At 56.5% G+C, this 25860-nt stretch carries 21 protein-coding genes; 10 read left to right on the top strand and 11 right to left on the bottom strand.

The genetic code is table 11. The features are described 5' to 3' along the window. Nucleotides 1-49 precede the first annotated feature (49 nt). Nucleotides 50-1042, bottom strand: a complete 993-nt coding sequence (locus M4951_RS07750) for a UbiA family prenyltransferase (RefSeq protein WP_262025912.1) — start codon at nucleotides 1040-1042, stop codon at nucleotides 50-52. Between the two features lie 267 nt (nucleotides 1043-1309). On the opposite strand from M4951_RS07750, the gene M4951_RS07745 reads away from it, so the two are divergent. Beyond that, entirely contained in the window at nucleotides 1310-2230 is a 921-nt protein-coding gene (locus M4951_RS07745) for a DUF6655 family protein (protein ID WP_262025911.1), read from the top strand. A gap of 16 nt (nucleotides 2231-2246) precedes the next feature. On the opposite strand, the gene M4951_RS07740 is transcribed toward M4951_RS07745, so the two are convergent. Further along, a complete protein-coding gene (locus tag M4951_RS07740) occupies nucleotides 2247-2732 on the bottom strand; it encodes an MEKHLA domain-containing protein (protein ID WP_262025910.1) in 486 nt (161 codons plus the stop codon). Nucleotides 2733-2977: 245 nt separating this feature from the next. Between M4951_RS07740 and M4951_RS07735 the strand changes: the two genes are divergently transcribed. Together M4951_RS07735 and M4951_RS07730 are read left to right on the top strand one after the other, a co-directional pair. Next, entirely contained in the window at nucleotides 2978-4282 is a 1305-nt protein-coding gene (locus M4951_RS07735) for an IS1182 family transposase (RefSeq protein WP_410050423.1), read from the top strand. 273 nt (nucleotides 4283-4555) lie between these two features. After that, nucleotides 4556-5692, top strand: a complete 1137-nt coding sequence (locus tag M4951_RS07730; protein ID WP_262025908.1) for a M48 family metallopeptidase — start codon at nucleotides 4556-4558, stop codon at nucleotides 5690-5692. Between the two features lie 81 nt (nucleotides 5693-5773). Here the strand turns inward: M4951_RS07730 and M4951_RS07725 are convergent, their stop codons facing one another. From M4951_RS07725 to M4951_RS07710, 4 genes are all read right to left on the bottom strand, one after another. Beyond that, the gene (locus M4951_RS07725) at nucleotides 5774-8260 is read right to left on the bottom strand and encodes a sensor histidine kinase (protein WP_262025907.1); all 2487 of its coding nucleotides are present in this window, start codon (nucleotides 8258-8260) and stop codon (nucleotides 5774-5776) included. A gap of 50 nt (nucleotides 8261-8310) precedes the next feature. Further along, complete coding sequence (locus M4951_RS07720; RefSeq protein ID WP_262025906.1) at nucleotides 8311-9522, bottom strand: ABC transporter substrate-binding protein; 1212 nt, start codon at nucleotides 9520-9522, stop codon at nucleotides 8311-8313. Between the two features lie 219 nt (nucleotides 9523-9741). Further along, nucleotides 9742-11061: a DUF1552 domain-containing protein gene (locus M4951_RS07715; protein WP_262025905.1), complete on the bottom strand. Its 1320-nt coding sequence runs from the start codon at nucleotides 11059-11061 to the stop codon at nucleotides 9742-9744. Further along, entirely contained in the window at nucleotides 11045-13294 is a 2250-nt protein-coding gene (locus tag M4951_RS07710) for a DUF1592 domain-containing protein (protein ID WP_262025904.1), read from the bottom strand. The genes M4951_RS07715 and M4951_RS07710 overlap by 17 nt, the downstream gene beginning before the upstream one ends. 508 nt (nucleotides 13295-13802) lie before the next feature. Here M4951_RS07710 and rnr point away from each other — a divergent pair. From rnr to M4951_RS07675, 7 genes are all read left to right on the top strand, one after another. Then, nucleotides 13803-16115: a ribonuclease R gene (gene rnr / locus M4951_RS07705; protein ID WP_262025903.1), complete on the top strand. Its 2313-nt coding sequence runs from the start codon at nucleotides 13803-13805 to the stop codon at nucleotides 16113-16115. 340 nt (nucleotides 16116-16455) lie between these two features. Continuing rightward, a complete protein-coding gene (locus M4951_RS07700; RefSeq protein ID WP_262025902.1) occupies nucleotides 16456-16779 on the top strand; it encodes a hypothetical protein in 324 nt (107 codons plus the stop codon). A 137-nt stretch (nucleotides 16780-16916) separates the two neighbouring features. After that, the gene (locus M4951_RS07695; RefSeq protein ID WP_262025901.1) at nucleotides 16917-17492 is read left to right on the top strand and encodes a tRNA-(ms[2]io[6]A)-hydroxylase; all 576 of its coding nucleotides are present in this window, start codon (nucleotides 16917-16919) and stop codon (nucleotides 17490-17492) included. A 78-nt stretch (nucleotides 17493-17570) separates the two neighbouring features. Next, nucleotides 17571-18296, top strand: a complete 726-nt coding sequence (gene mtnB, locus M4951_RS07690) for a methylthioribulose 1-phosphate dehydratase (RefSeq protein ID WP_262025900.1) — start codon at nucleotides 17571-17573, stop codon at nucleotides 18294-18296. 38 nt (nucleotides 18297-18334) lie between these two features. Continuing rightward, entirely contained in the window at nucleotides 18335-18916 is a 582-nt protein-coding gene (locus tag M4951_RS07685) for a 1,2-dihydroxy-3-keto-5-methylthiopentene dioxygenase (protein ID WP_262025899.1), read from the top strand. Next, a complete protein-coding gene (mtnC, locus tag M4951_RS07680; protein WP_262025898.1) occupies nucleotides 18913-19647 on the top strand; it encodes an acireductone synthase in 735 nt (244 codons plus the stop codon). Before M4951_RS07685 ends, mtnC begins: the two co-directional genes overlap by 4 nt. Nucleotides 19648-19869: 222 nt before the next feature. Then, nucleotides 19870-20895, top strand: a complete 1026-nt coding sequence (locus tag M4951_RS07675; protein WP_262025897.1) for a hypothetical protein — start codon at nucleotides 19870-19872, stop codon at nucleotides 20893-20895. 28 nt (nucleotides 20896-20923) lie between these two features. Here M4951_RS07675 and M4951_RS07670 read toward each other — a convergent pair whose 3' ends face one another. The 5 genes from M4951_RS07670 to M4951_RS07650 all read right to left on the bottom strand — a co-directional run bounded on the left by M4951_RS07670 (nucleotide 20924) and on the right by M4951_RS07650 (nucleotide 25773). Next, a complete protein-coding gene (locus M4951_RS07670; RefSeq protein WP_262025896.1) occupies nucleotides 20924-22159 on the bottom strand; it encodes a GspE/PulE family protein in 1236 nt (411 codons plus the stop codon). Beyond that, nucleotides 22152-22511 carry an STAS domain-containing protein gene (locus M4951_RS07665; protein ID WP_262025895.1) on the bottom strand — a complete coding sequence of 120 codons (360 nt, stop codon included), beginning with the start codon at nucleotides 22509-22511 and terminating at the stop codon, nucleotides 22152-22154. Before M4951_RS07665 ends, M4951_RS07670 begins: the two co-directional genes overlap by 8 nt. A gap of 92 nt (nucleotides 22512-22603) precedes the next feature. Beyond that, the gene (locus tag M4951_RS07660) at nucleotides 22604-23380 is read right to left on the bottom strand and encodes an SDR family NAD(P)-dependent oxidoreductase (RefSeq protein WP_262025894.1); all 777 of its coding nucleotides are present in this window, start codon (nucleotides 23378-23380) and stop codon (nucleotides 22604-22606) included. A gap of 586 nt (nucleotides 23381-23966) precedes the next feature. After that, the gene (rpsT, locus tag M4951_RS07655; protein ID WP_262025893.1) at nucleotides 23967-24242 is read right to left on the bottom strand and encodes a 30S ribosomal protein S20; all 276 of its coding nucleotides are present in this window, start codon (nucleotides 24240-24242) and stop codon (nucleotides 23967-23969) included. Nucleotides 24243-24330: 88 nt separating this feature from the next. Next, nucleotides 24331-25773, bottom strand: coding sequence for a tetratricopeptide repeat protein (locus tag M4951_RS07650; protein ID WP_262025892.1), 1443 nt, complete (start codon nucleotides 25771-25773; stop codon nucleotides 24331-24333). Nucleotides 25774-25860: the final 87 nt, after the last annotated feature.

Genomic DNA, 25860 nt, shown 5'->3' with positions numbered 1-25860 from the left:
GCGTCGACGCTTCCCCTGCCAAAATTGCTCGGCGACCGTCTTTGTTAGTTTACGTCGAATAGACCCAGCGGCCCAACAACAGCATCGGCACAATGAGCAACGCGACAATCACCGCCCAAAATGCCCCGCAAACCGCCAGCACCAATCCCGCGTTGAGCGTGATCAGCGACAGCAGGGCCTGCTTTACCGCCACTTGTACATTGCTTGGGGAGGGATCGGCAATGGCGATGACGCAGCGGCGGATGATCGAAACCGCCAAAAGCGTCATCAAGCCGCACCACCCAAACGTCTGCATCGATCGCAAGCGGATGATTGAGGATCCCAACAACGGCGACGCGACAAACAGCCCCAGGCCGATGATCAGCACCACAAAGCCGAAGATCAGCATCGGCCGTGCGCTTTCCTTCGCTTCGGTCCGGGCAAACCAGGTCACGCCGGCGATATAGACGCCGATTCCGCCTGCATATGCAAGCTGGCCCATATCGTATCCGACGAGCGAAAATCGGGCGTCACCAGCCAAGCTGCCAGCCAAACTCATCCCCAACAGAAGATTGAAAAAACGACAGGATCCCATCGCGACGGCGCCAAAAACGGTCGCTTTTAACCCGGCGTCATACAGTAAAACCGACGCGACCAACGCGGCCGCGACTGCTCCCCCGCGCCAGGGAATCGCCGCCAAGTCGGAATACAGATAGCCGGCGACCGACGCTAGCACCACGCCGATCAGCAAAAACTGATAGCCCAGCCAAGCGGCCAATCGCGGTGAAATGCGGCCCGAAGGGAGTGGACGCTGCGGGCGTTCGCGGCGATCCTGCTCGAGGTCGTAATAGTCATTTAGCGCCATTCCGGCCGAGTAAATCAGGCTGGAAGCCGCAATCAGACACAAAAAGACTGGCCACGGCGTCAAACTGGCCGTTTCGCTAGAAAACTGCGAGACAGCGAGATATCCGGCCAGAATGTCGGCCCAAGCCGTAAAGAGATTCGGCAGCCGGAACAGCTGAAAATAGGGAAGCCAAGCTGGTTCAGCGGAGACGGTCGCCACGTTTTCGGCACACGCTTGGGAAATAAGGATCGTTCGGAGACAAACCGCTTATTATAAGTCCGATGCTCCCAGAGCGACAGGCAGTCAGCGTCTCCTAATCAAGCCTATTTCGCGTGATATCTTCACAAAATTGCGGTTTCGCGGAACTTCCTCTTTTCCTATAGTTCGCTCGCAAGGCGACACCACCAATCCAAGCACGCTGTTGTCCCTCCTACCAAATGCATCCCGCCTCACTTCCCTCCACCCACCTATGACACGCATTTCGCAATGGCCGCCAGCTTCCAATTTTTCGCCGCAATCCGCGGCGGCGCGCTCGTGGTCGGCCTGCTACTAGCAGCCGGTTGCGGGACGACATCCAATCGAACGCTGACTGAGCAACTTGTCAGTTCGCATGCCGTCGACGAGGCGATCGCCGATATCGACTTTCAACCGCTGCGCGATGAAAAGGTTTATCTCGATCCCCGCTATTTGCAAAACGTCAAAGGCGCCGGGTTCGTCAACGCCGAATACATCACCAGCGCCATTCGTCAGCAAATGAACGCCGCCGGATGTCTGCTGCAAGATTCCGCCGCCGAAGCCGACTATGTGGTCGAAGCGCGCATCGGAGCCTTAGGGACGGAGGGACACACCGTCACCTACGGCATTCCCTCTAGCAATGCCGTTAGTTCCGCCGCGTCGCTCTTTCCGACCGCTCCCCCGATGCCGACAATCCCCGAGATCGCATTTGCGAAAAAGAGCAATACGATCGGCGGCGCCAAAATCGCACTCTTCGCCTATCATCGCGAATCGCGGCAACCGATTTGGCAATCGGGCATCGCTCAGTCGCTGGGAACAGCGAAGGATACCTGGTTGCTTGGCGCCGGACCGTTTCAAGGAGGCAACATCTACGACCGGGCCCAATTCGCCGGCTCCAGCATCGGCCTCCCCAATCCTTTCCGCAAAGCGGAGGATAGCCCGATTCCTGTCGAGTACGACGCTCCCTTTGACTTTCGCAGTGAACATCTCGCCGATACCAAGCATGAATCCGAAGAGGCCGAGACGCCGATGCCCGGCGGTAAAGCCGAAGCTGATCTGGTCGGCTACGAAGAGGAGAAGTCGCCAGACAAGAAACCAGAGCCGCTGCCAGAAAAAGAAAAGTCAAAACCGCTCCCGAAGCAAGAGCCGGAGAAAGTAACCATCTCGGGCTAAAGACGCGGCGGCTTTCTCACGGCGTCTCTCCTGCTTCCAAAAACGTCCAGTGGTCAAATGTCGCCGCTTGACCGATGTAGGTATCGGCGTCGTCGACGATGTTCCAGATAGTCGCTTGCTCGATGTAGAAGCGGCGACCGCGACTGGAAATGCGAACGCCGCGATAGTCGTCGACATAGCCGTCCCGTTCGGTCCGCTGCAGCAAGCGAGCTCGCTCATCGCGATGCAGCGGTTCCGCCGTCAAGCGTGACGGCATCTGGAGAAATTCGGGAAGTCTCAGTTCCCACAGATCGAGCGCCGTCTGATTCCCAAATTTGAAAATTGGATCGTCCTGCGCGTCGTGCGAAACCACCACCACCGGCAACGCGAACAACTGCTCCAGATCGCTTGGTTCGGTCCCGGTTCGCTCCATCAGTTCGACACCAACCCAGCGACGATACGAATCGAGCAAATGCCGAACGAAGCGGGGAGTATCGGCAGCGAATGATGCGAGGTCCGTCATGATCCGTCCAGCAAAAAGAAGGCTGCAGGGTGCGTCAAAACGCACGTCTTTTTTTACTTCGCTTAGGATACCAAATCTCCGATAGCGATGGATGACGAAAGAGACCTCGTAGGATCCGCTGCGCGGCCGAACCGAATCGTTACCAATTCTTGGTCCTCATAGAGCGTGTGAATTTTTATTCCCCATTCGACAGATCGCAGTTATCATCCTCCCTGATTGAAAGTTGTTTTCTCGGGGAGTAGTCGATGGCTAGACGGCAAGGACGGGGTGGAGTGGTTCGAGTTCAGCAGGCTCAGCGGCAGCAGGTCGAGTGGCGGCCGTTGGCGTTGGACGAGTTGCTGACCGATGATCATTCGGCCCGCTTGGTTTGGGCTTACGTCGATGGGCTCGACTTGGCGGCGTTCTACGAACCGATTGCTGCGGTCGAAGGGGGCGTGGGACGCAACCCGATTGATCCGAAGATTCTCCTGGCATTGTGGCTTCAGGCCACGATTGACGGCATCGGTTCGGCCCGGCGGCTGGACCGGATGTGCCGCGAGCACCTGACCTATTTGTGGATGTGCGGTGGCGTCACCGTTAATTATCACACGCTGGCCGACTTTCGCGTGCGGCATGCGGATCGGCTCGACCAGCTGCTGACGCAAAGCGTAGCCACGTTGCTGCACCAAGAGTTGATCGACTTGAACCGCGTCGCTCAGGACGGCATGCGGGTGCGGGCCAGCGCCGGCAGCAGTTCGTTCCGCCGCAAGCCGACGCTCGAAAAATGCTTGCAAGAGGCGGAAGAGCAACTCAAAGTGTTGCGAGAAGAACGCGAATCGGATGACGTTTCGGCCGAGGATCGTCGCGTGAAAGGGGCCCGCGAACGTGCGGCCCGAGAGCGAGCCGAACGGGTGCAAGCGGCGTTGGAAGAGCGAGAAAAGATCGTGCCGAAGATGGAACGTCGCAAGAAGGGTTCGGGCGATGAGGCTCGTGCTTCGACGACCGATCCCGAGGCTCGCAAGATGAAAATGGGAGACGGCGGCTTTCGCCCGGCCTACAACGTGCAGTTCGCCACCACGACCGAAACCCGCGTGATTGTAGGCTTGGACGTGGTGAACGCCGGGACCGACGGAGGCCAACTTCAACCGATGTACGAACAGCTTATCGAGCGTTATTCGCAGCGACCGGAGGAATACTTGGCGGATGCCGGGTTCTCGAACTTGGAAGCGATCACGCATCTGGAAGCCAACGGAACGAACGTTTATCTGCCCATCACCGACGAGGAAAAAAAGCGTTCGCAAGGTCGCGATCCGCATGCTCCGATGCCAGGCGACAGCCAGGAAGTGGAGGCGTGGCGAGCTCGGATGGGCACCGATGAAGCGAAGGAGATTTATAAGGAACGAGCCAGTTCGGCCGAGTTCAGTAACGCAACCTGCCGCAACCGAGGGCTCAATCAGTTCAATGTCCGCAGCTTGGCCAAAGCGAAAGCCGTCGCCCTCTGGCACGCCCTGGCCCACAACTTCCAACGCCTACTCGCCCTAACTCGTCAAAGAAGCACGATGGCGACCTAATTGAAAGAGAAACCCCCAGCCCGCAGGGAAAACCAACCCAGAGCAAACAATCAACAAAGAGCCTAGCCCCTCGAAAGATCCGTAAAATTAGCGGTAAACGGCTGATTAAGGTGTCTCAAAGCCAAAAATTCACGGCCTCATAGCGGACCCTACGGGCCAGAAGCGCCGGAACATCGGTTACGACCGGCCTAATCGGATGCGGAGTCTCTTTTCGTTGTACGACGCAAAGCCCGGCGACTACCATGGAAGTTCCTCCTCACCACGGCGTTTCCCATGCTTCTGCAGATACTCGTCTATTGCACGATCGTGCTTCTCGCTCGCCCCGTTGAGACGGTCGACGAGCCGCTCGCATCCTGGATGGTCTGCTTGGCGCTCGGAGTGTTCCAGTGGAGCATCGCGCGCAGCTTTCAACGAAGTTTGCTCGCCGAGATCTGTTGGGCCGCAACGTCGCTGCTGATGATCTGGCCCGGCAATTGGGGAGGAATCATTTATGCGTCGGCATGGGGAGAAATTCCCCTTTTGCGTGAAGCGGTCCTCTTACTGCCGGCGATCCTCTCTCGTTTAACGATGCTCTCCGAAGCGGAAGGAATTCCGCGGGCGCTTGCCGAAATTCGCCTGTCGCTTCCGCTTACGTGCGGTCCGGTCTGGCTGGGATCGGCGGCCGCTCACTGGGGCGGTCTGGCCGGCCCGACCAGCGATAGCGGCGTATGGACGATTGCTTTGATTGTGATTTTTCTGATCGCGGTCTATCCCGAATTTTTACGTCGCAGTTGGGGACTGACGCCGGTCGACTCGCCCGACTTGGCCCGACGATTGCAATCGCAATTTGGTCGCAGCTTGCCGCCGCTGCTGGTTTGGCCTGAGAGCATCGGGATCACCAATGCGGCGCTGCTTGGCTGCGTCCCGCCGTTTCGCTATTTGGTGATTTCCGCATCCTTACTCGATACGCTGACTCCCCGAGAGCTAGAGGCCGTGATCGCCCACGAGATGGGACATCTGCGTTTACGGCATGTCGCGCGGCGGCTGATTGCGATCGTCGCTGCAGCGGCGGTCGTACTAGGCGTGCGCTATTGGCTCTCCGCCTGGCTCGCCCCCCAAGGTTTGCAGCAGACGCTGCTGGAAGCGTCTGCCCCCTGTCTGCTTTCGGCTTACTACCTCTGGTCAACGCCGCGGCAATCACGACGCATGGAATTGGAAGCGGACGCATGGGCGGCGGCGCATTTGCGCACGATCTACGGCAATCAGGCGACTCCTCTGCTCACTGCCGCATTGCGTAAACTGAGCGTCGCGGCCAACGTCCCGCTAGAACAAGCAAAGTGGCTTCATCCCAGCTTTTATCAACGAGAAGCAGCCCTCCGGCAACGCAGCGCCGCACCGGGCGAACCTGTCGTTTGGGAATCCGCTCTGTAACACATCGCCCAAGATTCGATTGTTGGGTTTCGCTGCGCTGCACCCAACCTACAAAATCTGTATCGCCAAGTCCAAGTTTTTCTAGACCAGCGATTCTTCAGCGACCGGCACAAACGGCAACACGATTCGAAACAGAGCGCCGTGGCCGATGCCGTCGCTTTCAATCTCCAATCGCCCCCCCATTTGCTTGGCCGAAAGACTCGCGCTATGTAAGCCGAATCCGTGACCGTTCGACTTGGTGGTAAAGCCATACGAAAAAATGCTTTTTAGGTTCTCGGGCTTCACGCCGATCCCAGAGTCTTTGACTTCGATCGTGACGCGATCGTTCCGAAGTTGACGAACGCAGACGTGAACCCGACGCTGCGGCCCCCGAGCTTCGACGATCGACTCAATAGCGTTCTTCAAGAGGTTGCCAAAGATTTCTAAAATGCGATGCTTGTCCAACTGCAACCAAGGGAGTTCCGAGAAGTCGCTGGTTATTTCCACCTGGTGATGCCGCAGCGCATCACTTTGCCACTCGATCGCTTTGGTTAGCACCTGGGTCAAATCGGTCGGCTCCAGCACGCACTGGACTCGAGCCAGCGATTGCTGTACGGCCACAATCTTTTTGATGTGATCCACATGCCGACGCAAATCCTCGACTCCAGCAAGCTGCGTTTCATTCTCGGTCCGCAAACGCGTGTCGAGCTCTGACAGCATCGGGAAAATCAACGTTCTTTTCGGATGGCTGGTCATGAACTCTTCCAGCGAGCCGGATCGCTGGGTCACAAAATCGAGCGTCCTGCGTAGATCGACAATGCTTGACTGCGCCGTACTATCCCGTAAGAACGATAAGCAAGTATTCACGCTGTTCAGCGCATTCCCAACATTATGAAGCACGCCGGTGGCGACTTCCGCCATCCCGGCATGGCGAGCCGAATCGATCAGTTTGCTATTCAGTTCCTGGAGACGACTGTTTGCCTGGGCGCGCTCCAAGGTTTGGCTCAAGCGCGTTGCGGCATGCTCCGCGAGTCGTAGTATCCGCGGAGAGGGCTGTTCAATGTCGGACGACAAGAAATGACAATGGACGAAAAACGCGTCTTGCCGAATCATCATTGCAATCCCGCTGCGGAGTCCGTCGCCATACTGTGATCGCCTATCGTCACGATCAAATACCAGCGGACGGACCGATAGCTTCGCCGCTGGATCGACCCCGCAGGACGCGACCAGCGGCTCGATTGGCAAGCCGGCGTCCTTCCAAGCTTCGGTCGCGACAAGGCGCCGCGCCCCCTGTTCGTTGGTGAATGTCGCCATCGCCAACAGAAAGCCGGAATGTTCGGCGAATCGTCGCATGACGTACTCGGTCGTTTCGGCCAGCGACGCCGTTTTGTTCGCCGCTTCGGCGACATCGTGCAACAGGCGGACTTCCGAATTTTTGATCTCTAGTTCCGCGGACTTTCGCTCGACATCTTTGATTTGCTGCGTAATGATTCCGGCGATGCGCCGCGCCAAAAAGACAAAAGCACAGACGCAGATGACGCCGGTCACGATCATAATCGACCAAGCGACCAATCCGACCAGGTCCGCATGTCGACGTTGTTGCTCGGCGACTTTGGCGAATCGCGCCTCCAAGTCGGTTAAAACAGGACGAAACGCGTTAAACGCTTCTTCAACCCGCTGTAACGTGGGACCTTGCTCTCGCTTGCCTAACAATTTTTCGCGCTGCCAAAAGTAAAGCCCTCCATCGCCGGGATGGATGGTTTGATGAGCGTCGTCAAAAACGCTACCTTCTCCAAACAACGCCACGCGCAGCGACATCGCAAGTTGACTAACGGCTTCCTCATCTCCTGAAAATCGCTGCAGCGTGTGCTCTAGACGTGAGAACGCCGCTTTGAGGTCATTGTCTTTCAAATCCACAAGCTGATCGACGTCGTTTTCAGCAGCTAATTTTTCACAAAGAATGGCCAACTGCATTAACTCGTTACCGATCGCTTCGAATTGTGCAGCGTCAAGAAAGCTTTCGACCAAATCATCATGTGCGACCGTCAAGTTACCGGAAGACTTACGCGAATGTTTTCGCAATTTGAGCGCCAAGTCTAAGCGACGCTTGCCTTCCATCTCGTCAAAATAGGCGCGAATCTGATGCAGCGCCTCTTGCGTTCTTCTTTGCGCTTTGGACGTTTCCGATTCGGCGGCTGCAATAGAGACCGACCACGATACGACCTCGCGATACATGCCGGGAATTTGCGTCAACTGTTCAGAAAGCTGACGAATTTCCTCCGAGCCTCGGAAATCGGGATCCTTTTGCAGGTCCGCTACCGCGTTGCGCAGTTCCAAGCACCATGGTTCATCCTGAATTTCCACAAAATCATTCGGCGGCGGTCCCTGGCCTTCCGGCGATAAGATGATCTCGGCGAAATCACGTCGACCGTCGATCAGATTTCGCTCAATCTCAGCGATCTCCGCATCAATCCGATTTCGCTGAGAGGCGGATGATTCGTATTGATATTGGATGTATTGCAGCGTCGGCGCAGTCACGCAAAAGACGATCAGACCGGCGATCAAACCGACCCCTGTCAAAAGCCACACTAATCGCCGAGCATCGGAGTGTTTTCCAGACCTTTCTAGGTTGCTGTTCACTAATTTCTCTCCATGTCGCGCACGTCTGACCACTCCATCGGTTTTACTTCGCCCCCTTCGATTCGACTTGCCCAGATCGCATGGCTGGCTTGATGCTCGTCGCCCGAGAGTCGTAGCGGCACGCCCAACCCCAGATCAAAACTCCCTAGTCCTTCGCAAGCGACCACGATCGCGTCACGATCAATTTCACCAGGGATTCGTTTTAACGCCAGGATTAGCATGCGACCAACGATATAGCCCTCCAGCGATATCGGCGTCGGCGCCAATTCATGCTGTTTCAGCTGGACCAACGCCGCACGATGCTGCCGATTTATCGGCACATCTTCGTGGATATCAGGAACAATCTGCGAGACGATCACGCCGTCAGCTTGATCCCCCAGCGCAGCCGCTAAAGAATTGGGCGCGACAAACGAGACGCTCAAAAACAGCGTCTGAATATCACATTCCTTCGCCAAGCGAATTAGTTTTGCACAAGGAGCATAAGCGCCGACCAGAATGACGGCTTTGGGTAACGGTTGATGCAGGATCAAGTCGGCCAGCGCCCCTTCGACCGCCATGGTGTTTCGCTCGTAACGACCATGGGCGATTGTATTCTCACGCGCCACGCCATGGCGTTTGAGCGCCTCGCTCCCTCCAGAAAAGCCGGCGTCGCCATAGCCGTCACGTTGCGTAATGAACGCGATCTCATTCGGTTGAATGCCGGAAGCGACAAGCGCGTCGACCATCGCCGACGTTTCCTCGGCGTAGCTGGCCCGAAAGTTGATCACGTACCGATCTGGAGGCGTCTTTCTCAAAACGCCTGCTCCGGTGAGCGCACCAATAAAAGGAACGCCAGATCGTCGCGCGATCGGAGCGGCGACGATCGCTGTTGGCGTTCCCACATTACCGACGATCGCTAAAACCTGATCCTTTTCGATAAGCCTGCGGATATTGGGGCCTGTTTCGCTTGGCTCATATCCATCATCCAATGCGATCAATTCCAACTGGCGGCCCTGGATTCCGCCCGACGCGTTCGCTTCGGCGAAGGCCGCTAGAACCCCGCGATGCATTTCGATCCCCAGATCGGCCACAGGTCCCGTTAATGCGGTCGACATGCCGAACCGCAAAGGCGCGCGATCATCGCTTGCTTCCGCGGCACAGACGTTCGCCGCAAGCGACAACAGGACGTAGGCGGCGCAATAAGCTCGCAACAGCAGAATTCTCTGGAACACGACGTTCTACCCCTAGTTTCGTCGTTTGACTCGTCACCGAGTCGCGATTCGCTTCAATAGCGCAATTGGTAAAACGTAGCACCCCTTTTCTTGCGGTGACAAATGGTTCGGATCAGCGCGATCGTAGCGAATGTCGGCCCCGAGCAATCCGCAAACGGCGCAAAAAAGCCGCATGGGATCCATGCGGCTTTGCATCTCGCGGATTGTCGAGGTCACGTCTTACGTCAAATCGGGCAAAGCTCCGTCGCCGCAGAAGTCGGGATTGCCGAAGGTCTCGACCTGATGTCCCATCGCTTGAGCGCACGAAATCCAGAGGCGATTGTGGGGCTGTCGATCGAATTGGAGCGAGCGTCCCATCCGGAACCCAAGTCCTCCGCCGACCAACACGAGCGGCACGTCGTCCAACGTGTGGGAGTTCCCTTTTCCCAACTCGTTGGTCCAAATCACGGTCGTGTTGTCGAGCAGCGTGCCGTCTCCGCCAGGCTCCGGAGTTTCGTCCAGCTTTTTGACCAGATAAGCAAGTTGCTCGCAGAACCAGACGTTGATCTTGATCAACTTTTGCTTGGCGTCTTCATCATTGTCGGGCTTGTGCGACAGTTCGTGATGCGTGTCGTCAACGCCGATCCAGTTCATCCGCGCTTGTCCGACCGAGTTGGTGTACTGCAATGTCGCGACCCGCGCGGCGTCGTTCGCCAGGCTGTTGACCAACAAGTCCATCTGCATCTTGCTGATCGTCGGCATGTTGTCATTCTTCAATTGTACGCCGGGCTCTTGAATCGGAGCTTCCAAGGCCAGCTTTTCTTCGCCTGCCGATTTTAGCTCTTGCTCCATTTGTCGCACAAAGGTCGCATGTTCTTCTAAACGCTGCTTGTCTTCGCTGCTGACGTATCGTTCGACACGCTTTAGATCGATGCGGACCTTATCAAGCACGCTTTGCAAACTTTCGCGATCTTTGACTTGACCATACAGCTTCTGGAACATGCGATATGGATCGTCGATCGGCGCCACTGGGTTGTTCGGCCCGGCGTAAACCATGCGGGTCCAGGGATCGGCCCGATCCGGAACATTCACGCCAAACTCCAGCGATCCGAAACGGGTGCGGGTCGCCTCTTGCGCTTGCAAATACTCTTTCAGTTCTTGGTCGATCGACAAACCGCGCGACCAACCGGCAGGCGTATGCGATCCCCCTTGGATGTTGCCGGGGAAGAGTTCGATGCCGGTCAGCAGGCAGCTCATGCCGCGCATGTGACTGTCGCCGTCGCCGCGGACGCGATCGCAAACCCCCTTCATGACCAGGGTCTTGCTCTTGTAAGGCTCGAGCGGCGCCATGATTTCTTTCAGCGCGAAATCCTCGCCAACCTTATCGGGCCAATAGGCGTCTGGAATAATCCCGTTCGGGCTGAACATCACGATCATGCGTTGCTTGCGCCGATCAGGACTCGCGGCCATGCCTAGACTGGGCAAATTCATCAACAGCGGCAATGCGGCTGACGAGATTCCCAAATTGCGAACGAACTCTCGTCTAGTTAGACGCGACATGTTCTGCGTTCCCTTCGTTAGGCGTGTGCATCGCGGCGACCATGGCGATCGATACAAGCAACTTGCGTATATTGTAATTCGATTGCTCGAACGACGTGACCAATTCGTCCCGTGTCGTTAAGCCATAGGCGTTGATCGGATGTTTGACGCAATGATGAAACAGCTGATCGACAAAGGCGCCATGCGCAGAGCGGCTCTCGACAATGTGTTTGGCCAAATCGCGCGCACCTTCTAATTTTATCGTCTCACCTATCGCCGTGGCAAATTCGGAGGTCGCATCGACCGGACGGTCCCCTTCCGATTGACGATAACGCCCGATCGCATCGAAATGCTCCAAGCTGAAACCGAGCGGATTGATGATTTGATGGCATCCTTGACACGCGGCCGGTTCGGTCAGGACCGAAACTTTTTCTCGCATCGTCATGCCCGCATGAAAGTCGCCATCTTTGAACTCGGTCGCCTGAGGAGGCGCTGCGAGCGAACGCCCCAGCAGATGCCGCGTCACAAACACTCCGCGATGAATCGGCGACGTGAACTCGTTATACGCCAGCATCGACAGCATATAGGGATGCGTCACGACGCCTGCCCGATGCTCGGGCTGAAACGAAATAGGCTGAAATTTGTCGCCGCCGTCATACGGAACGTCATACAATTTGGCCAGACGCTCATTGACGAACAAACGATCGCCGAGCAGTAATTGGCGATAGTCAGACGAGTCGCTCCAGACGATGTCATCCACAAACAAGTCGAGCGATGTCCGCAAATCCGATGCGACCTGCTCGCTGAACTCGGGGAAGACGTTGGAGTCTTTGACAATTCCTTCTTTCTCATTCAGTTGCAGCCAGTGATGAAAGAAGCTGTGCAGTTTGGTTTTAGCGCGCGGATCTTTCAGCATTTTTTCGGCTTCGCTGCGCACTTGCTCCGGCTTGGCGATCCACCCTTCTTTCGCCGCGCGAAACAAATGTTCGCTTGGCATCGTATCCCATAACGCATACGACAATCGCGACACGACGTCATAGCGATCCGGAGGCGAGTTTTCTAGATTCGTGTACAGGAAGCGGGGAGATTTGAGCGCCAACAAGACGCAGCGTTTGACCGACGTTTCAAGCGCCATCTCGTCGGTGAATTGCTCACCGACAAAGAAAACGCGATCTTCGTCGCTCAACGGACGACGGAACGCCCGCTCGACAAACTTGCCGCAAAACTCGATCACCTTTTGACGTCGATCGTCGGCGTCGTGCTTCGTCTTCGCCAATTCGTCGAGATGTTCGACAACATAGCCGGCCGCTTCCAATGCGCCGTTGGTCGTCGCTTCGTCCCAAGCTTTCGAGACCGAGACGCCGCGCTCATAGCCAGACACGGCGTCATCCGGCGGAAAACTGGCGGACGAAATGAACAACTCGGGAGCGAACTCAGGCGACAGATTGCGAGCCGTCAGAAAATCGCGCGCTTTGCGCGGCGGCTTCCACTCGAGACCTACCGACGCAGCGTCATCTTTGAATTTGTAGACCTCCAGCTTCAAGCGATAAGGACGCCCTCCGAGCAGACGAATCGAAGCTTTGAACACCTTCGGCTCTCCCCGTGACGCGACCCATTGATCGATCAGCGGCGTCCGATCGTTGTTGACGTACAGCCGCGCGCCAATCTGCGTGGTGAGAATGAACTCGTAATCGCCGGTCTCTTCGGCCAGGACCATCCCTTGCCAGCGGAGTGAAAATTGTTCTGCGTTGGTGACTTTCTCATCCGGAGTCCCCGCGCCAAAGTCGTAGTCGATTTTGGAATCGATTCGTTCGAGCGCGCGATCCTGGTAGTTCCGCTTCTTATAAATCTCGGTCTTCAGCCCTCGCGTTTCTTTTGGGTCGGGGACCCAGCGAAAGCTCGCGATCAAATCGGCGACGGTGTTGTCGTACTGATCGACCGTCAAATGCGATAGTTCGATCCGCGAAGGAGAAGTCTCTCGCGCATGCGGAGCGTAGAATTTCTGATGAATAAACTGGGCGACCGCCTTTGCGTCTTCGCCGGTGCAAGACTCCGGATCATCCTCCGGCATGGTCTCTTCGATCGCCATCGTTAGTTCGGCGATTGATTTGGTTCCGCGCAGCGCGTTTTCGGCGGCGCCGGCGACTCCTTCTCCTTGCTCGCCGTGGCAGTCGACGCACAATTTTTTGAAGATCATGGCGCCATGGGGCTGCTCCGCCCACGCGTTATTGGCGATGAGCAAAACGGCGAACATTCCCAGCGACGCCCCAAAAAGGCGTTGAGTGAGCGCGCAGGAGGTAGGAAGGATCGCAGGCATCTCAAGTGCTGACTAATAGGCGGGAAATCGATCACACATCGCAAGCCGCACGAAGCGACTCCAAAAGCGAGATGACCGATGAGCGGGCGGCAGGGGAAGAAATGGGAGAGTAATCACCATCTCTTCACCCCTTATGGTAACTATTTCGCCAACAAGTTGTCAAGATTTCGCGGCGAAGAACGAATGGCGATTCGTGCGACAGAACCGGGCCCCATGGCGATTTTGGCGAACAATCGGTTTCGACCGCGTGTCCTACCTACTTAAGTTAAAACTTGACGCCATTACGGCTGATCGCTTAGGCGAACGAGCCGAAATCTGATATATTGAAGGCAGAGTGGTTTCCCCCATAGAAGCTGGCATCGGGCCAATTCTTCGGCAAGGTCGCCGAGCCCCGACGCTTCAGGCGGGTTGAGACCCAATAAATATTTCTCAAGAACGGAGATTCATGGAACTGGAACAGCTGGAGCAATTGCTCCTAGCCCACATTCAACGGTCGACTTACCAACCGGTCAAACCGAAAGTCATCGCCAAACAACTCAATCTGGCGGAAGAAGACCTCAAGACGCTCAAGCGAGCAATCAAGCGACTTCTTAAAAAAGGGCACATCGCTTACGGCGCGAGCCATCTGATCAAGCGAGTAAATGCCGAAAACGCCAAAGCCGCCCAAACGATCGTCGGCGGTTTTCATCGGACCGCCAAAGGCTTTGGCTTTGTCCGCCCGCTCGGAACGCCCAAATCGGCGGAGCGAACCGCGGACATCTATGTCCCGGCAAAACGTACTTCCGACGCCGCCAACGGCGACACCGTCCGGATTCGGATGTTCCGCACTCGCGGAATGAACGGCGAATCGAAGCTCTGCGGCGAAGTGATCGAAATCGTCGAACGTGAGACGCATCGCTTTGTCGGCACATACAACGAAGCGCACGGCCAAGCCCTGGTGCAAGTTGACGGAAACGTCTTTACGCAGCCGATCTCGGTAGGCGATCCCGGCGTCAAAGGCGCCCGATTGGACGACAAGGTCGTGATCGAAATCGTCCGCTTCCCGTCGCACTTTCATGATGGCGAAGGCGTGATTGTCGAAGTCCTTGGAGCGCGCGGAGCGCCCGGCGTCGACTTACTCTCGGTGATGCGCGAGTACGACTTGCCGCAAGAGTTTCCTGAAGCGGCTCTCGACGTCGCTCGAGAAATGGCCGACGCATTTGATGAGTCGATCGGTGAGGATCGCCGGGACGAAACCGGCGAGACGATCATCACGATCGATCCTTTCGACGCGCGCGACTTTGACGACGCGATCAGCTTGACCAAGCTCGAAAACGGACACTGGCTCCTCGGCGTGCATATCGCCGACGTCGCTCACTTTGTGCCGGAAGGTTCGGCGCTGGATGCCGAGGCCCGCAATCGGGCGACCAGCATCTATTTGCCTGACAAAGTGATTCCGATGCTGCCGGAGGTGATCTCAAACAACCTGGCCAGCTTGCAGCCGAACAAGATTCGCTACGCGAAAACAGCCAAGATCGAATTCACCCCGGATGGGACGCGAGTTCATACCGAAGTCTTCAACAGCGCCATTCGCAGCGTCCGCCGCTTTACCTACGAAGAAGTCGACGAGTATCTCGCCGATCGCGATGCGTGGAAAGAAAAGCTGACGCCGCCGGTCCATCAGTTGGTGGGCGACATGCATGAGCTGGCGATGACGCTCCGCGAGCGCCGTTTCCAACGAGGCTCGATCGAACTATCGATGCCGGAATTAAAACTTGATCTCGACAAAGACGGCGCAGTGACCGGCGCACATGTCGAAAAGAACACCGAGAGCCATCAGATCATCGAAGAGTTTATGCTGGCCGCCAACGAGGCGGTCGCTGATAAGCTGCACAACCAAGAACTCTTCTTCCTGCGACGCGTCCACGATTCGCCCGATCCCCGCAAGCTGGAAGCTTTGACCGAGTTCGTCCGCGATGTCGGGATCGAATGCGACAGCTTGCAAAGCCGCTTCGAGATCATTCGCGCCCTCGACAAGGTCAAAGGCTTGCCAGAGCAAGCGGCGGTCAACTACGCGACGCTGCGCAGCATGAAAAAAGCGGTTTACAGCCCAGAAGAGATCGGGCACTACGCTTTGGCCAGCGAATGCTACTGTCACTTCACTTCGCCGATTCGTCGTTATCCTGACCTGACCATCCATCGGATGTACAACGATCTGGCGACCGGCAAGAAACCGGTGCAAGACTACGATGCGATGATGGCCGAGGGAGAACATTGCTCGCAACGAGAACAGCGAGCCGCCAGCGCCGAACGAGATCTGGTGAAGATCAAGCTGCTCAATCACCTGAGCGAAAAGATCGGCATGGAGATGGAAGCGGTCATCACCGGCGTCGAATCGTTTGGCTTGTTCGTCCAAGGGTTAGAGCTGCCCGCCGACGGGTTGATTCATATCGACGCGCTGCAGGACGACTACTATCACTATGATCGCACGACTCACTCGCTGGTCGGCAATCGTGACGGCAATGCGTTTCGCCTGGGCGATGTGCTGAAAGTTTCGATCGCGCGGGTCGATCTCGAAAAACGAGAACTTGATTTCCGCCTGATCGAACAAGAGGCCCGCGCCGCAGGGCATGCGGCTGATAATAGTCGACGTCGTCCGACTTCTGGACGAACTGCCAGCGATGACTTTTCGTATCAGTCGGGGAAGCCAGCGCCGAAGAAGAAGAACTTTGGCAAGCCCGAACGAAAACAGGGAAAGGCCAAAAAGCGAAAACGGTAGGCCCCCAGATTGGGCGAAGCGAAAGGAGTCGTGCTGACTGACGGTCAAGCAAAACGCAAGTTCCTCACTGGCTCATTTTGAGAATTGCGTTATCAACTCGACAACATGTTGTCAGCGTTTCTATTCTCGCCACAATCCATATCTCCGTAAGTTGCTACCAAATAGGGACTTGCAGCCCGTCTCCAGAATTCTGGCACGCTGCTTGCATTAATGTCACTCAACAGCATCGGCCGGCAACCAACAGATAGCGATGCTGATTGAAATACAAAACCGAAGCGAGCAATCCCGCGCAGTTGCGCGAACGAAGCTCGCCGATTCCCCCTAAGTCGGAGATGAGAAAATGAGACGCATCCTTCTCGCACTCGCAGTTACAGCCGCCGTTGGTTTGTCGTTTGGCGCTTCGTCCGCAATGGCTCGTGGCCCGCACTATCATGGCGGCGGGCATGGACATGGCCATTACGGCGCCCCGGGCCACTATGACTATCACCGCGGCCACATTGACTACCACGTCGGCGGACACCGCTATCCGGTTTACGCAGCTCCGCGAGTTTACACGCGGGCCTACTCGCCGTACCCCAGCTACTATGGCCGTAGTTACTATCGCGGCGGCGGCGGCGGCGTGTTCCTGAACGGCCGCAACTTCTCGATTGGCGTCGGCTTCTAAGCAAGCGCCGTGAAATAAAATGCGAAACGCCTTGACCCGTGGTCAAGGCGTTTTTCGTGCGCTCATCACCTTGAGCCAACCGCATAGCGCGCCTACATTGGCGATTTCCCCTTTTCCCACTCGGCGTGAACCGATCCGTGCTGCATCTTCAATCGACAAGTTCCGAAAGTTGGCTGACTCAGGTCACCGAGAATCTCGATCTGCTGCTGATCGATCACGCCCACTGCGAAAAAAAAGCGGCCGGCGTCGCGATGAACATGATCTTCGCCTATGTCGAGAACGAAGATCTCTGCCGCGCGATGACCGAGATCGTCAACGAAGAGCTAGAGCACTTTCACCTGGTGCTGGAGTTGCTCCACGAGCGGGGAGTCCGTTTCTGCCGGATCAAACCGAGCAAATATGGGGAGAAATTGCACGCGTTGGTTCGCAAGAACGAGCCCGAACGTGCGGTCGACCGCTTGCTAGTCGCCGGTCTGATCGAGGCCCGCAGCTGCGAACGGTTTGGCATTTTGCGCGAACGGCTCGAAGACCCGCGTCTGGCGAACTTTTACGATCAGCTGTTTGAGTCCGAAGCGCGACACCACTCGGCCTATGTTCGCTTGGCCAAACAATATGCAGACGATGCGACCGTGATGCGTCGTCTGGAAGAACTGGCCGCGGCGGAAGCGGAGATTATCGCCGTAGGGGACGAGAATCCCCGGATGCATAGCTAGAGTTTCGATCGGTTGCCGTCGCCGTAAATCGTGTTAGACTGGCGTTTTACGCACCCCCAGATCCTGTAACGAAGATTTATGGAAAACGTCTCCCTCGGCGGCGCTCCGCATGGTTTGCCCCATTCAGCATTGGCCGGCAAAGAAGCGGAAATTGATGCGCTTCGCGAAACCGGCACGTACTTCTTTCAACGCGGTTGGTCGGTTGGAACCAGCAGCAACTATAGCGTCGTGCTCAAGCACGATCCGCTGCAATTGCTGCTGACCGCCAGCGGCATGGACAAAGGACGCCTGACGCGCGCCGACTTTGTCCGCGTCAACGACCAGGGTCATCAAGTCGACATCGAAGGCGCCGCGACTACCGACCAGCCGAAGTCCTCGGCCGAAACGCTGTTGCACGTCGTCGCCGCCGGTCAGCCCGGCGTGGGCTCGATCTTGCATACGCATTCGATCTGGGGAACCTTGCTGTCGGACTACTTCTTCGACGAAGGGGGATTTGCGATCGAAGGATACGAGATGCTCAAAGGTCTCTCCGGCGTCAAAACGCACGAGCATGCCGAATGGGTGCCGGTCTTCGACAACACGCAAGACATTCCGGTTTTGGCGGAGCAAGTCGCCGCGCGGCTAAGCGACCAGTCGCAACCGCCTATTCATGGCTATTTGATTCGTCGTCACGGGCTTTATACCTGGGGCGCCGATGTCGCCGAGGCCCGACGTCATATCGAGATATACGAGTTTCTGTTTGAAACCTTGGTCCGTCGCATGCTGCTGTGCGGCGAACTTCGCAGCGCCGCTTCGGCCGTTTAACCTGTCAATTTTGCAGCGATATTCGGAGAGATCTCCCCATGGCGAGCATAACCATCCACGACGAGAACCGTCGCATCCAAGAGACCGACGCGATTCGTGAATACTTGGCGCCGTACGGCATCTGGTACGAAAAGTGGGAAGTCGAAGGACGGATCGGCGTTGATGCGACCAACGAAGAAATCCTGACCGCCTACGCGCCGGAAATTGAACGCCTAAAAGCCAAAGGCGGCTACGTCACGGCCGATGTGATCAACGTCAATCCAGAGACGCCCAATCTAGACGCGCTGTTGGCGAAGTTCGACAAAGAACATACGCACAGCGAAGACGAAGTTCGCTTCACGGTCAAAGGCCAAGGGGTCTTTCACATTCATCCGCCCACAGGCCCGGTCTTCTCGGTCTTGGTCGAATCCGGCGACCTGATCAACGTACCGGCCAACATGAAGCATTGGTTCACCCTCTGCGACGAGCAGACGATCCGCTGCATCCGGCTGTTTGAAGACGCAAGCGGCTGGACGCCCCATTACATGGATCAAGGAGTGCACGAGAACTACTCGCCGCTCTGCTGGGGTCCAGACTATATCGCCAAGGCCGACGATCTTGATCCGGTGGTGAAACCGTGATCAATTTTTCGGGTCGCGGCTTGCTGTTGGATATCGAAGGGACGACCGCCAGCGTCGCCTTCGTCTACGACGTGATGTTTCCGTTTGTGCGGCGCGAACTGGACGCCTATTTGCAATCGGCGTGGAATACGCCTGCGCTGGCCCCGGTGCTCGAATATATCGCCCAAGATGCCGGCGCAGAATCGTTCGCCCAATGGACGCAAGCCGACGCTACCGAACAAGACAAGCGACAGCGCGTCAGCGCCGAAATGACGCGTCTGATGGATAACGACGTCAAAGCGACCGGGCTCAAGCAGTTGCAAGGCTTGATCTGGAAGTCCGGCTTCGACTCGGGCGAACTGGTCGCCGCCGTCTTTGACGACGTCCCCCCTGCCCTGGCCCGCTGGAACGACGCTGACAAAGATGTCCGGATCTATTCTTCCGGCAGCGTCGCCGCCCAGAAGATGTTCTTTGGGCACACCAATCACGGCGATCTGCTATCGTCGTTTCGTGGTCATTACGACACGACGACCGGCCCCAAGAAAGCAGCCGACAGCTATCGCGCCATCGCTGGCGACTATGGTTGCGACGCCGGCGAGATCCTCTTTCTCAGCGATATCGTCGGCGAACTGGACGCGGCGCGCGAAGCCGGTATGCAGACCGGACTTTGCTATCGCGTCGGCAACGCGCCAATCGAAAACGGAAATGGACATCCCGGCATCGAATCGTTTGACCAGGTTTCCATCGGCTAGCACCAATATCTTTTGCCACGAATTGCGTGATCCGCACGATCGCCCGTTGCCGCCAGATCGATGTCGCTTACCATTGCAACCGGAATCACTCGGCGACGCTTTGACTCTCAATGATGAGGTGAACCAGATCCGCGGCTGAACGTCAGCCGCCCGCTGCATGGAATCGCAGCCAAGCAATCCGCCCTAGGCACGGTAGCAAATCGCTTTCCGCAGGAGGCAAGGATGTTGGCGAATTTTTCGTTCCGCTCGATCTCGTTCGGCTTACTATTCACGCTGGCGACGCTATCTTCGGCGGCGCTAGCAACCGCAGCCCCGGTCAATTTTGACGTCGGTTATCGCATTCCTTGCCGCGACGTCACGCCCGATGACTATGTCGGGGACGAACGGTTAATCGAAGCGAAATTCGTCGTCTCGTCGCTGGTCGCCTATGAGGCCGAGAACGACTTGCTGCAGTTCGTCATTCGGATCGAAAGCAACGATCCGCGGATCACCGTCGTCGACTACTCTCCTCGGACGACGCTGGAGAACACGCTGACCGGCGGTCTGCAAATCGAACAAAAGAAAGAGACCGACGCGACCCTCGGAGCCAACCTGAACGGAAAATACGACGGCGTCGTCAGCGGCAATATCAGCGGCGGCGCAAGTCGCAAAAATTCGACGACGACCAAGTACGAACTCCGTTCGCCGGTCGAACTGATCGCGGCCAGCGGAACCATTCATCGCGGCGCCGGCGTTTACTTCAAACTAAAGCCAGCACGGCAAACGACATTGGAAGGCGCCAAAGAATTTACTTGCATCTTCCGCGCTCCGCATGATTGGAATCGGGGACTCGCGAGCGTCCACTGCGATGCGCTGGGAGAAGAATCTTCGACGCTGTCGCCGCTTGACAATCGCCGCTCATTCGCTCGCCAGGCGTTTCGTGTGGCGCTTTACTTGGATATCGACGCCGCCGCGAAACAAGCGGCCGAGAACTACGTCGCCAGCGAACGTTCGCTCCGCGCCGTTACCTATCAGTATCGAGATTCGATTGAGAAAGCGACTCGCAACTCTCCGGTCGATCAATTGGTTTCGCTGGTCCGACATGGCCGAACGACGAGCGGGCCGAAGCTAGACCCGAGCGATCTGACGCGTTGGCCCGCCGATGACCTCTACCGCTTGCCGCAACCAGTGCAGACAGCGGCGGCCGAGTTTCGCGAAGCGGAACGACGCATGCGTCAACGGACCGATCGTTTCATTTCGGGCAATTGAGCCGCCGTGTCCTAGAAGACGCAAGCGGTTATGCGTCTTCCAGACCCAAATATTCGGTCGGCACATTCTTGAAGACTTCTTCCATGCTGGTCACCCCTTGGGCGACCTTCATCAATGCGGCGCGACGGAAATCGAGCATCCCATGACGAATTGCAATCGATTCCAACTCATGGGCCGGCAACTTGTCGGAAATTGCACGGCGAATATCGCCGGTCACTTCCATCAATTCAAAAATCGCGGTACGGCCCGAGTAGCCTTCGTTCGGAGCAGACGGATCCGGTCCATAAAAGACTTCTCCATCGCCGGGCTCAATTAACTCTTGCACATCGCCAAAGGTCGCCGCGGCGCCTCCAGGCCCTAGCTCATAGGGAATTCGCGTTTTCTCATCAAGAACTCGCACCAGCCGCTGCGACAATACGCCGCGCAAGCCGCTCGCCAGAAAGTGCGGGTTCACGTCAAGCGACAACATACTTTGCACCGCAGCGGCAGCGACCGGAGCATGTAGCGTCGCGAGCACCAGATGACCGCTATTGGCCGCACGAACGGCAGTCGCCGCTGTTTCCGGATCACGAATCTCGCCGATCATGATCACGTCGGGCTGCTGACGAATGACGCTGCGCAACAATTCGGAAAAATCGAGACCAATCTTCGGATGGACTTGCGACTGCCGGATGCCGGCAAGCGAAAACTCGACGGGATCTTCCAGCGTGTTGATTTTGCGCTTGCCGTCGTTCAGGAATTGAAGACAAGCGTACAGGGTTGTCGTCTTGCCGGTGCCGGTTGGACCGGTCACCAAGATCAATCCGGCGTTCGCCTGGATCATCGACATGATCCCCTGGCGATCGTGACGGTTCAGCCCTAGCTGGTCAACCGAGAGCAAACTGGAGTTGCGATCGAGCAATCGGACTGTTAAATCTTCGCCGTACAAAGTCGGCAGCAAACTGAGCCGCAAATCGAGTTGGCGCCCTTGATCGTCAAAAATCCAACGACCATCCTGCGGTCGACGACGTTCCGCGATGTCCATGCTGCTCATCGCTTTGAGATAGCTGATCCATGATCGTCCCTGGTCGGCCGGAACGTCACGGATTTTCTTCATCCGTCCCCACTGTCGAACGGCAACTTGCACAACGCCGTCACAAGCCAACACGAACAAGTCGCTCGCTTGCATCTGCGCTGCTTGGTGAATCAGCAACTTGACCGCGATATCGGGCTCAATAGTGGCTAAATCAATTTTGACGAAATCAGGGGCAAGCGTCTCAGTCACGGTTTTCTCCTTTGGCCATCCGCATCGCTGCTTCGCCGTTGGCGACAATGTGAAAGAAACTGTCCAACCGCATTAGCTTAAAGACATTAGCGACTATTTGGGGCATGTTGAACATGATCAATTTGCCATGGGCTTCGTTGAATCGCTTATGGCACGTTAGCAGCCAACCAACTCCGCTGGAATCGATGATGTCGGCTTCTTGCATGTTCAGCAACACGGTTCGTTGGTAGGCGTCTAAGCCGATCAAAGCGGAGATCGGTTCCGTCTCGCGCATCGAACCATCTTGAGTAACACGTCCGGAAACGGCCACCTGAACGACGTCCCCGTCATGAGAAACGACATGCAGTTCCATAGCTTTAGCCCTGTTGTCTATCGTGCACAAACGGTTGTTTATATCAGCTCTCTATGAAGAGAAAGCGAACATCCCGGTGAAGTCGTCGATTCTTAATCAAACGTGCGGCAGATCATTCCGCCTTCGACGAGGAGTGTTGTTCCAGTTATATACGCTCCCGCATCGCTGGCCAAAAGTAAAGCGGGACCGACGAGATCTTTCGTTTCGCCCCACCGTAATACCGCCGTCCGCTCGGCGAATCGCTGCTTTTGTTCGTCATTGAGCAGGCTCATCGGCAGATCAGTCGCAATCGGTCCCGGCGCCAGGCAATTGACCGTGATTCCATGCGGCCCCAGTTCGAGCGCATGGGCGCGCGTCATTGCACTTAGCGCCCCTTTCGTTCCCGAATAGTTTCCCCGGCCAGGATTGGAAACGACCGCCAACACGCTGGAAAGATGAATGATTCGCCCCCAGCCATGCTCAATCATCCCTGGCGCCAGTTTGCGAGCCAATCGCATGCAACTGGTGAAGTTAATCTCCAGTACGCGATCCCAACTTTCGTCAGTCGTCTCGATCAGCAACTGCGGCTGATTGGTGCCGGCGTTGTTAAACAAAATGTCGACCCGGCCAAACTCTTCCAATACCCAATCGGCCAACGCGTCGACCGCTGCGCGGTCAGCCATATCGCAAATTCGCCAGTCAACGCGAACATCAAGTCCGACGCCGATCTCCTGGGCGGCCGCTTCCAACTCCTGTGGATGGCGAGCCGTAATGCAGACGTTGGCGCCGGCTTCCGCTAAACCGCGTGCGATCGCTTTGCCAATTCCTTTGCTGCCGCCGGTGACTAGAGCAGTCCGGCCCGAAAGATCAAATAGTGTAGAAAGCGTCATGAGGGGACCTCTGTGGGAAAGAGTGATGAGGCGCCCCGGTTGTAGCACGAGCCTGTTTCAGATGAAACAGGCTCGTGGATTGGTTCAGGCTTTTGCCATGCTCTTCAGCTTGGTCCCGGTGACCACTTGGATCGCGTCCAACACCTTTTTACCAGCGGCAGTCTAGCCGGTCTGCTCCAGCAACATCGCCGTCGCGCGAATCGCGGTGATCGGATTGATGACCTTCAGCGCCTCGGCGGCAACTCCCGAGCTGGTCTGTCGCCGCCGATAACGGCCAACTTGATGCAGCTTTTTCGCTCACGTTGATTCGATCTCCCCTACGCCGCAAGAAAGCGGCAATCGCAAGGGTGAGCGGAAATCTGTAGATTCTTGGTGCGGAATAAACAGCAAGGCGCAAAGAGCGGATTTTCACCTTCGCATGCGGAGGCCATGACCAGTGCTCCATTACAAGACAGAGCACTCGCCCAACGCGAACAGTAGCCCGCCAAAAAAAACCGACCGTACAGAGACGGTCGGTTCAATAATTCGCCATTCCCGCGGATCGTCAGCCCCCCTATAAGGAGCAGCCATCGGTTGGTAACGGAAATTAGGCTTGGGCGGCTTTCGCAGCCTTGGCGGCGGCGTTCAGACGCGACTTCAGACGTGCGGCGGCGTTGGCGTGAATGATGCCAGCGGCGGCGGCTTTGTCGAGACGCTTCACGGCGCCCTTCATTTCCGTATCGATGACGGCAGCATCACCGGCAGTGATCGCAGTGCGGACCTTTCGGACCTGATTTCGCAGGGCCGACTTGACGGCCTTATTGCGGGCACGGCGAACTTCGTTTTGACGGAGGCGTTTCTTGGCGCTCTTGGTATTGGGCATGGATCCTGATTTCCCTAGCGGGCGGCCCTAATTTCGTAGGTGAAGGAGGCCGCTATCTTACCGCGAACAATGTGTTCTCAATGCGAAGCTACTTATCTTGCAACATTTTTCGGACCTTGTCTAGCCTTGAACCGACGTCGCGGTAGCTGGGATCCATTTTTTTCAGTCGCTTAAAGTACGCTTTGGCGTCCCCTAGCTCACTTAGCCCCATCGCCAGCACTCCGGCGCGGTAAAGAAGCTGCTTTTGTCGGTCGGAACTCAAGGAGTCACTGTAACTTAGGGCTTCTTCGAAGCACTCCATCGCCGTGTGATACTTCTTTTTTGCCTGCAGACACTCCCCTTTTCCCAAATTGGCGATCGCCAGCAGTTTCTCGTCCCCTTCGATCACCTGGTCGAAGGTCTCGATCGCTTCTTCGAAGTTTCCCGCTCGTTTAAGCCGCAATCCATACTCATAAAGCTGTTTTTTGTCGTCTGGGCGCCGCTCAGCCCGGCGTTGGTAGATTTCGAGCTCGGTCCGGTTCAGTTCGTCCTTCAAATCGTCCGCAAGCTTGCGGCTTTCGGCCTTTTTTTCGACATCGTACTGCTTTTCGGCAACTTCGTATCGATGTCGGGCTCGCCCAATCCGGATATCTTCCAGTTTGCAGACAATCTCCATCGACTGCCCGATGGCGGACTGGGCTTTTCTCATGACCAGTTCCGCTTCGTGGTATTTGTCGTCGAGTTGCCACAAATCGGCCAGCTTCAAGTAGTTCTCGATTTTCTCAGGGTTGTCCAAAATCACCCGATCGAGAATCTGCTTTTCGTTCAGCTGAATCGCAACCTTCGGCTTTTCGGCCTTCACCTCTTCCTGGTTCGACTTCGGGCGAGGCCGTATTTTTTCGCCCGGACGCACGTCAATCTTATTGGTGATGGTCGGCAAACCCTGACGCATCCGCTCTTTATCGAGCGTCAGCTGCGAAATCATCTTGTTCGCTTCGTCATCGCCGCGAGTCTTTTCGTTGACAAAATGCCAGACGGCGATCGCTTGGTCAAATTGTCCGACGCGGCCGAGATAGCGAGCACAATGGCGGCGAACGTCGATATCGTTCGGCGAACCGGCGGTCGCATTTCGCATGAACAGCAGACCGACTTCGTGACAACGAAGCTCGGCACAAGCGTCGACCATGCCGATTAGGGCTGACGAATCCCACGGATTCGATTTCAACATGTCGACTCCCTGAGCGATCACGTCGGTCCAATTTTTGGCCGCCAACGCCTTTTTGACGCCGCGACCAGAAAATGCCGAGAAGAGCCCCGAGGGCTTTTTGCCTTTGAATTTTCGTTCCAAATTCTCCAGCATCTTCTCGGCGTAGATTAAGTTCGCCGGATCCGATTTGACGCATTCGCCCAGCAAACTATGAGCGTAGTCAAAGTCGTACTTCGGCTGTTTCATCATGCCGGTTGCATGGTCGAAAATCGACTGCAAGCGTTTCCGCTTGGCCGGAGTAATTTCGTAGGCCGCTGAATCGGCTATCGCGTTCTGCCCGTCCACGTCGCTAATTGTCCACTTCAGAAGAAAAACTGGTCCACCGTCATCGTAACCGCGACGAAACCTTATTCTAGCCGGACCAAGTCAGTC

Source organism: Blastopirellula sp. J2-11 (assembly GCF_024584705.1).
In the GTDB taxonomy this organism is placed as follows: Bacteria; Planctomycetota; Planctomycetia; order Pirellulales; family Pirellulaceae; genus Blastopirellula.
This window is presented reverse-complemented; position numbering and strand designations above follow the sequence as displayed.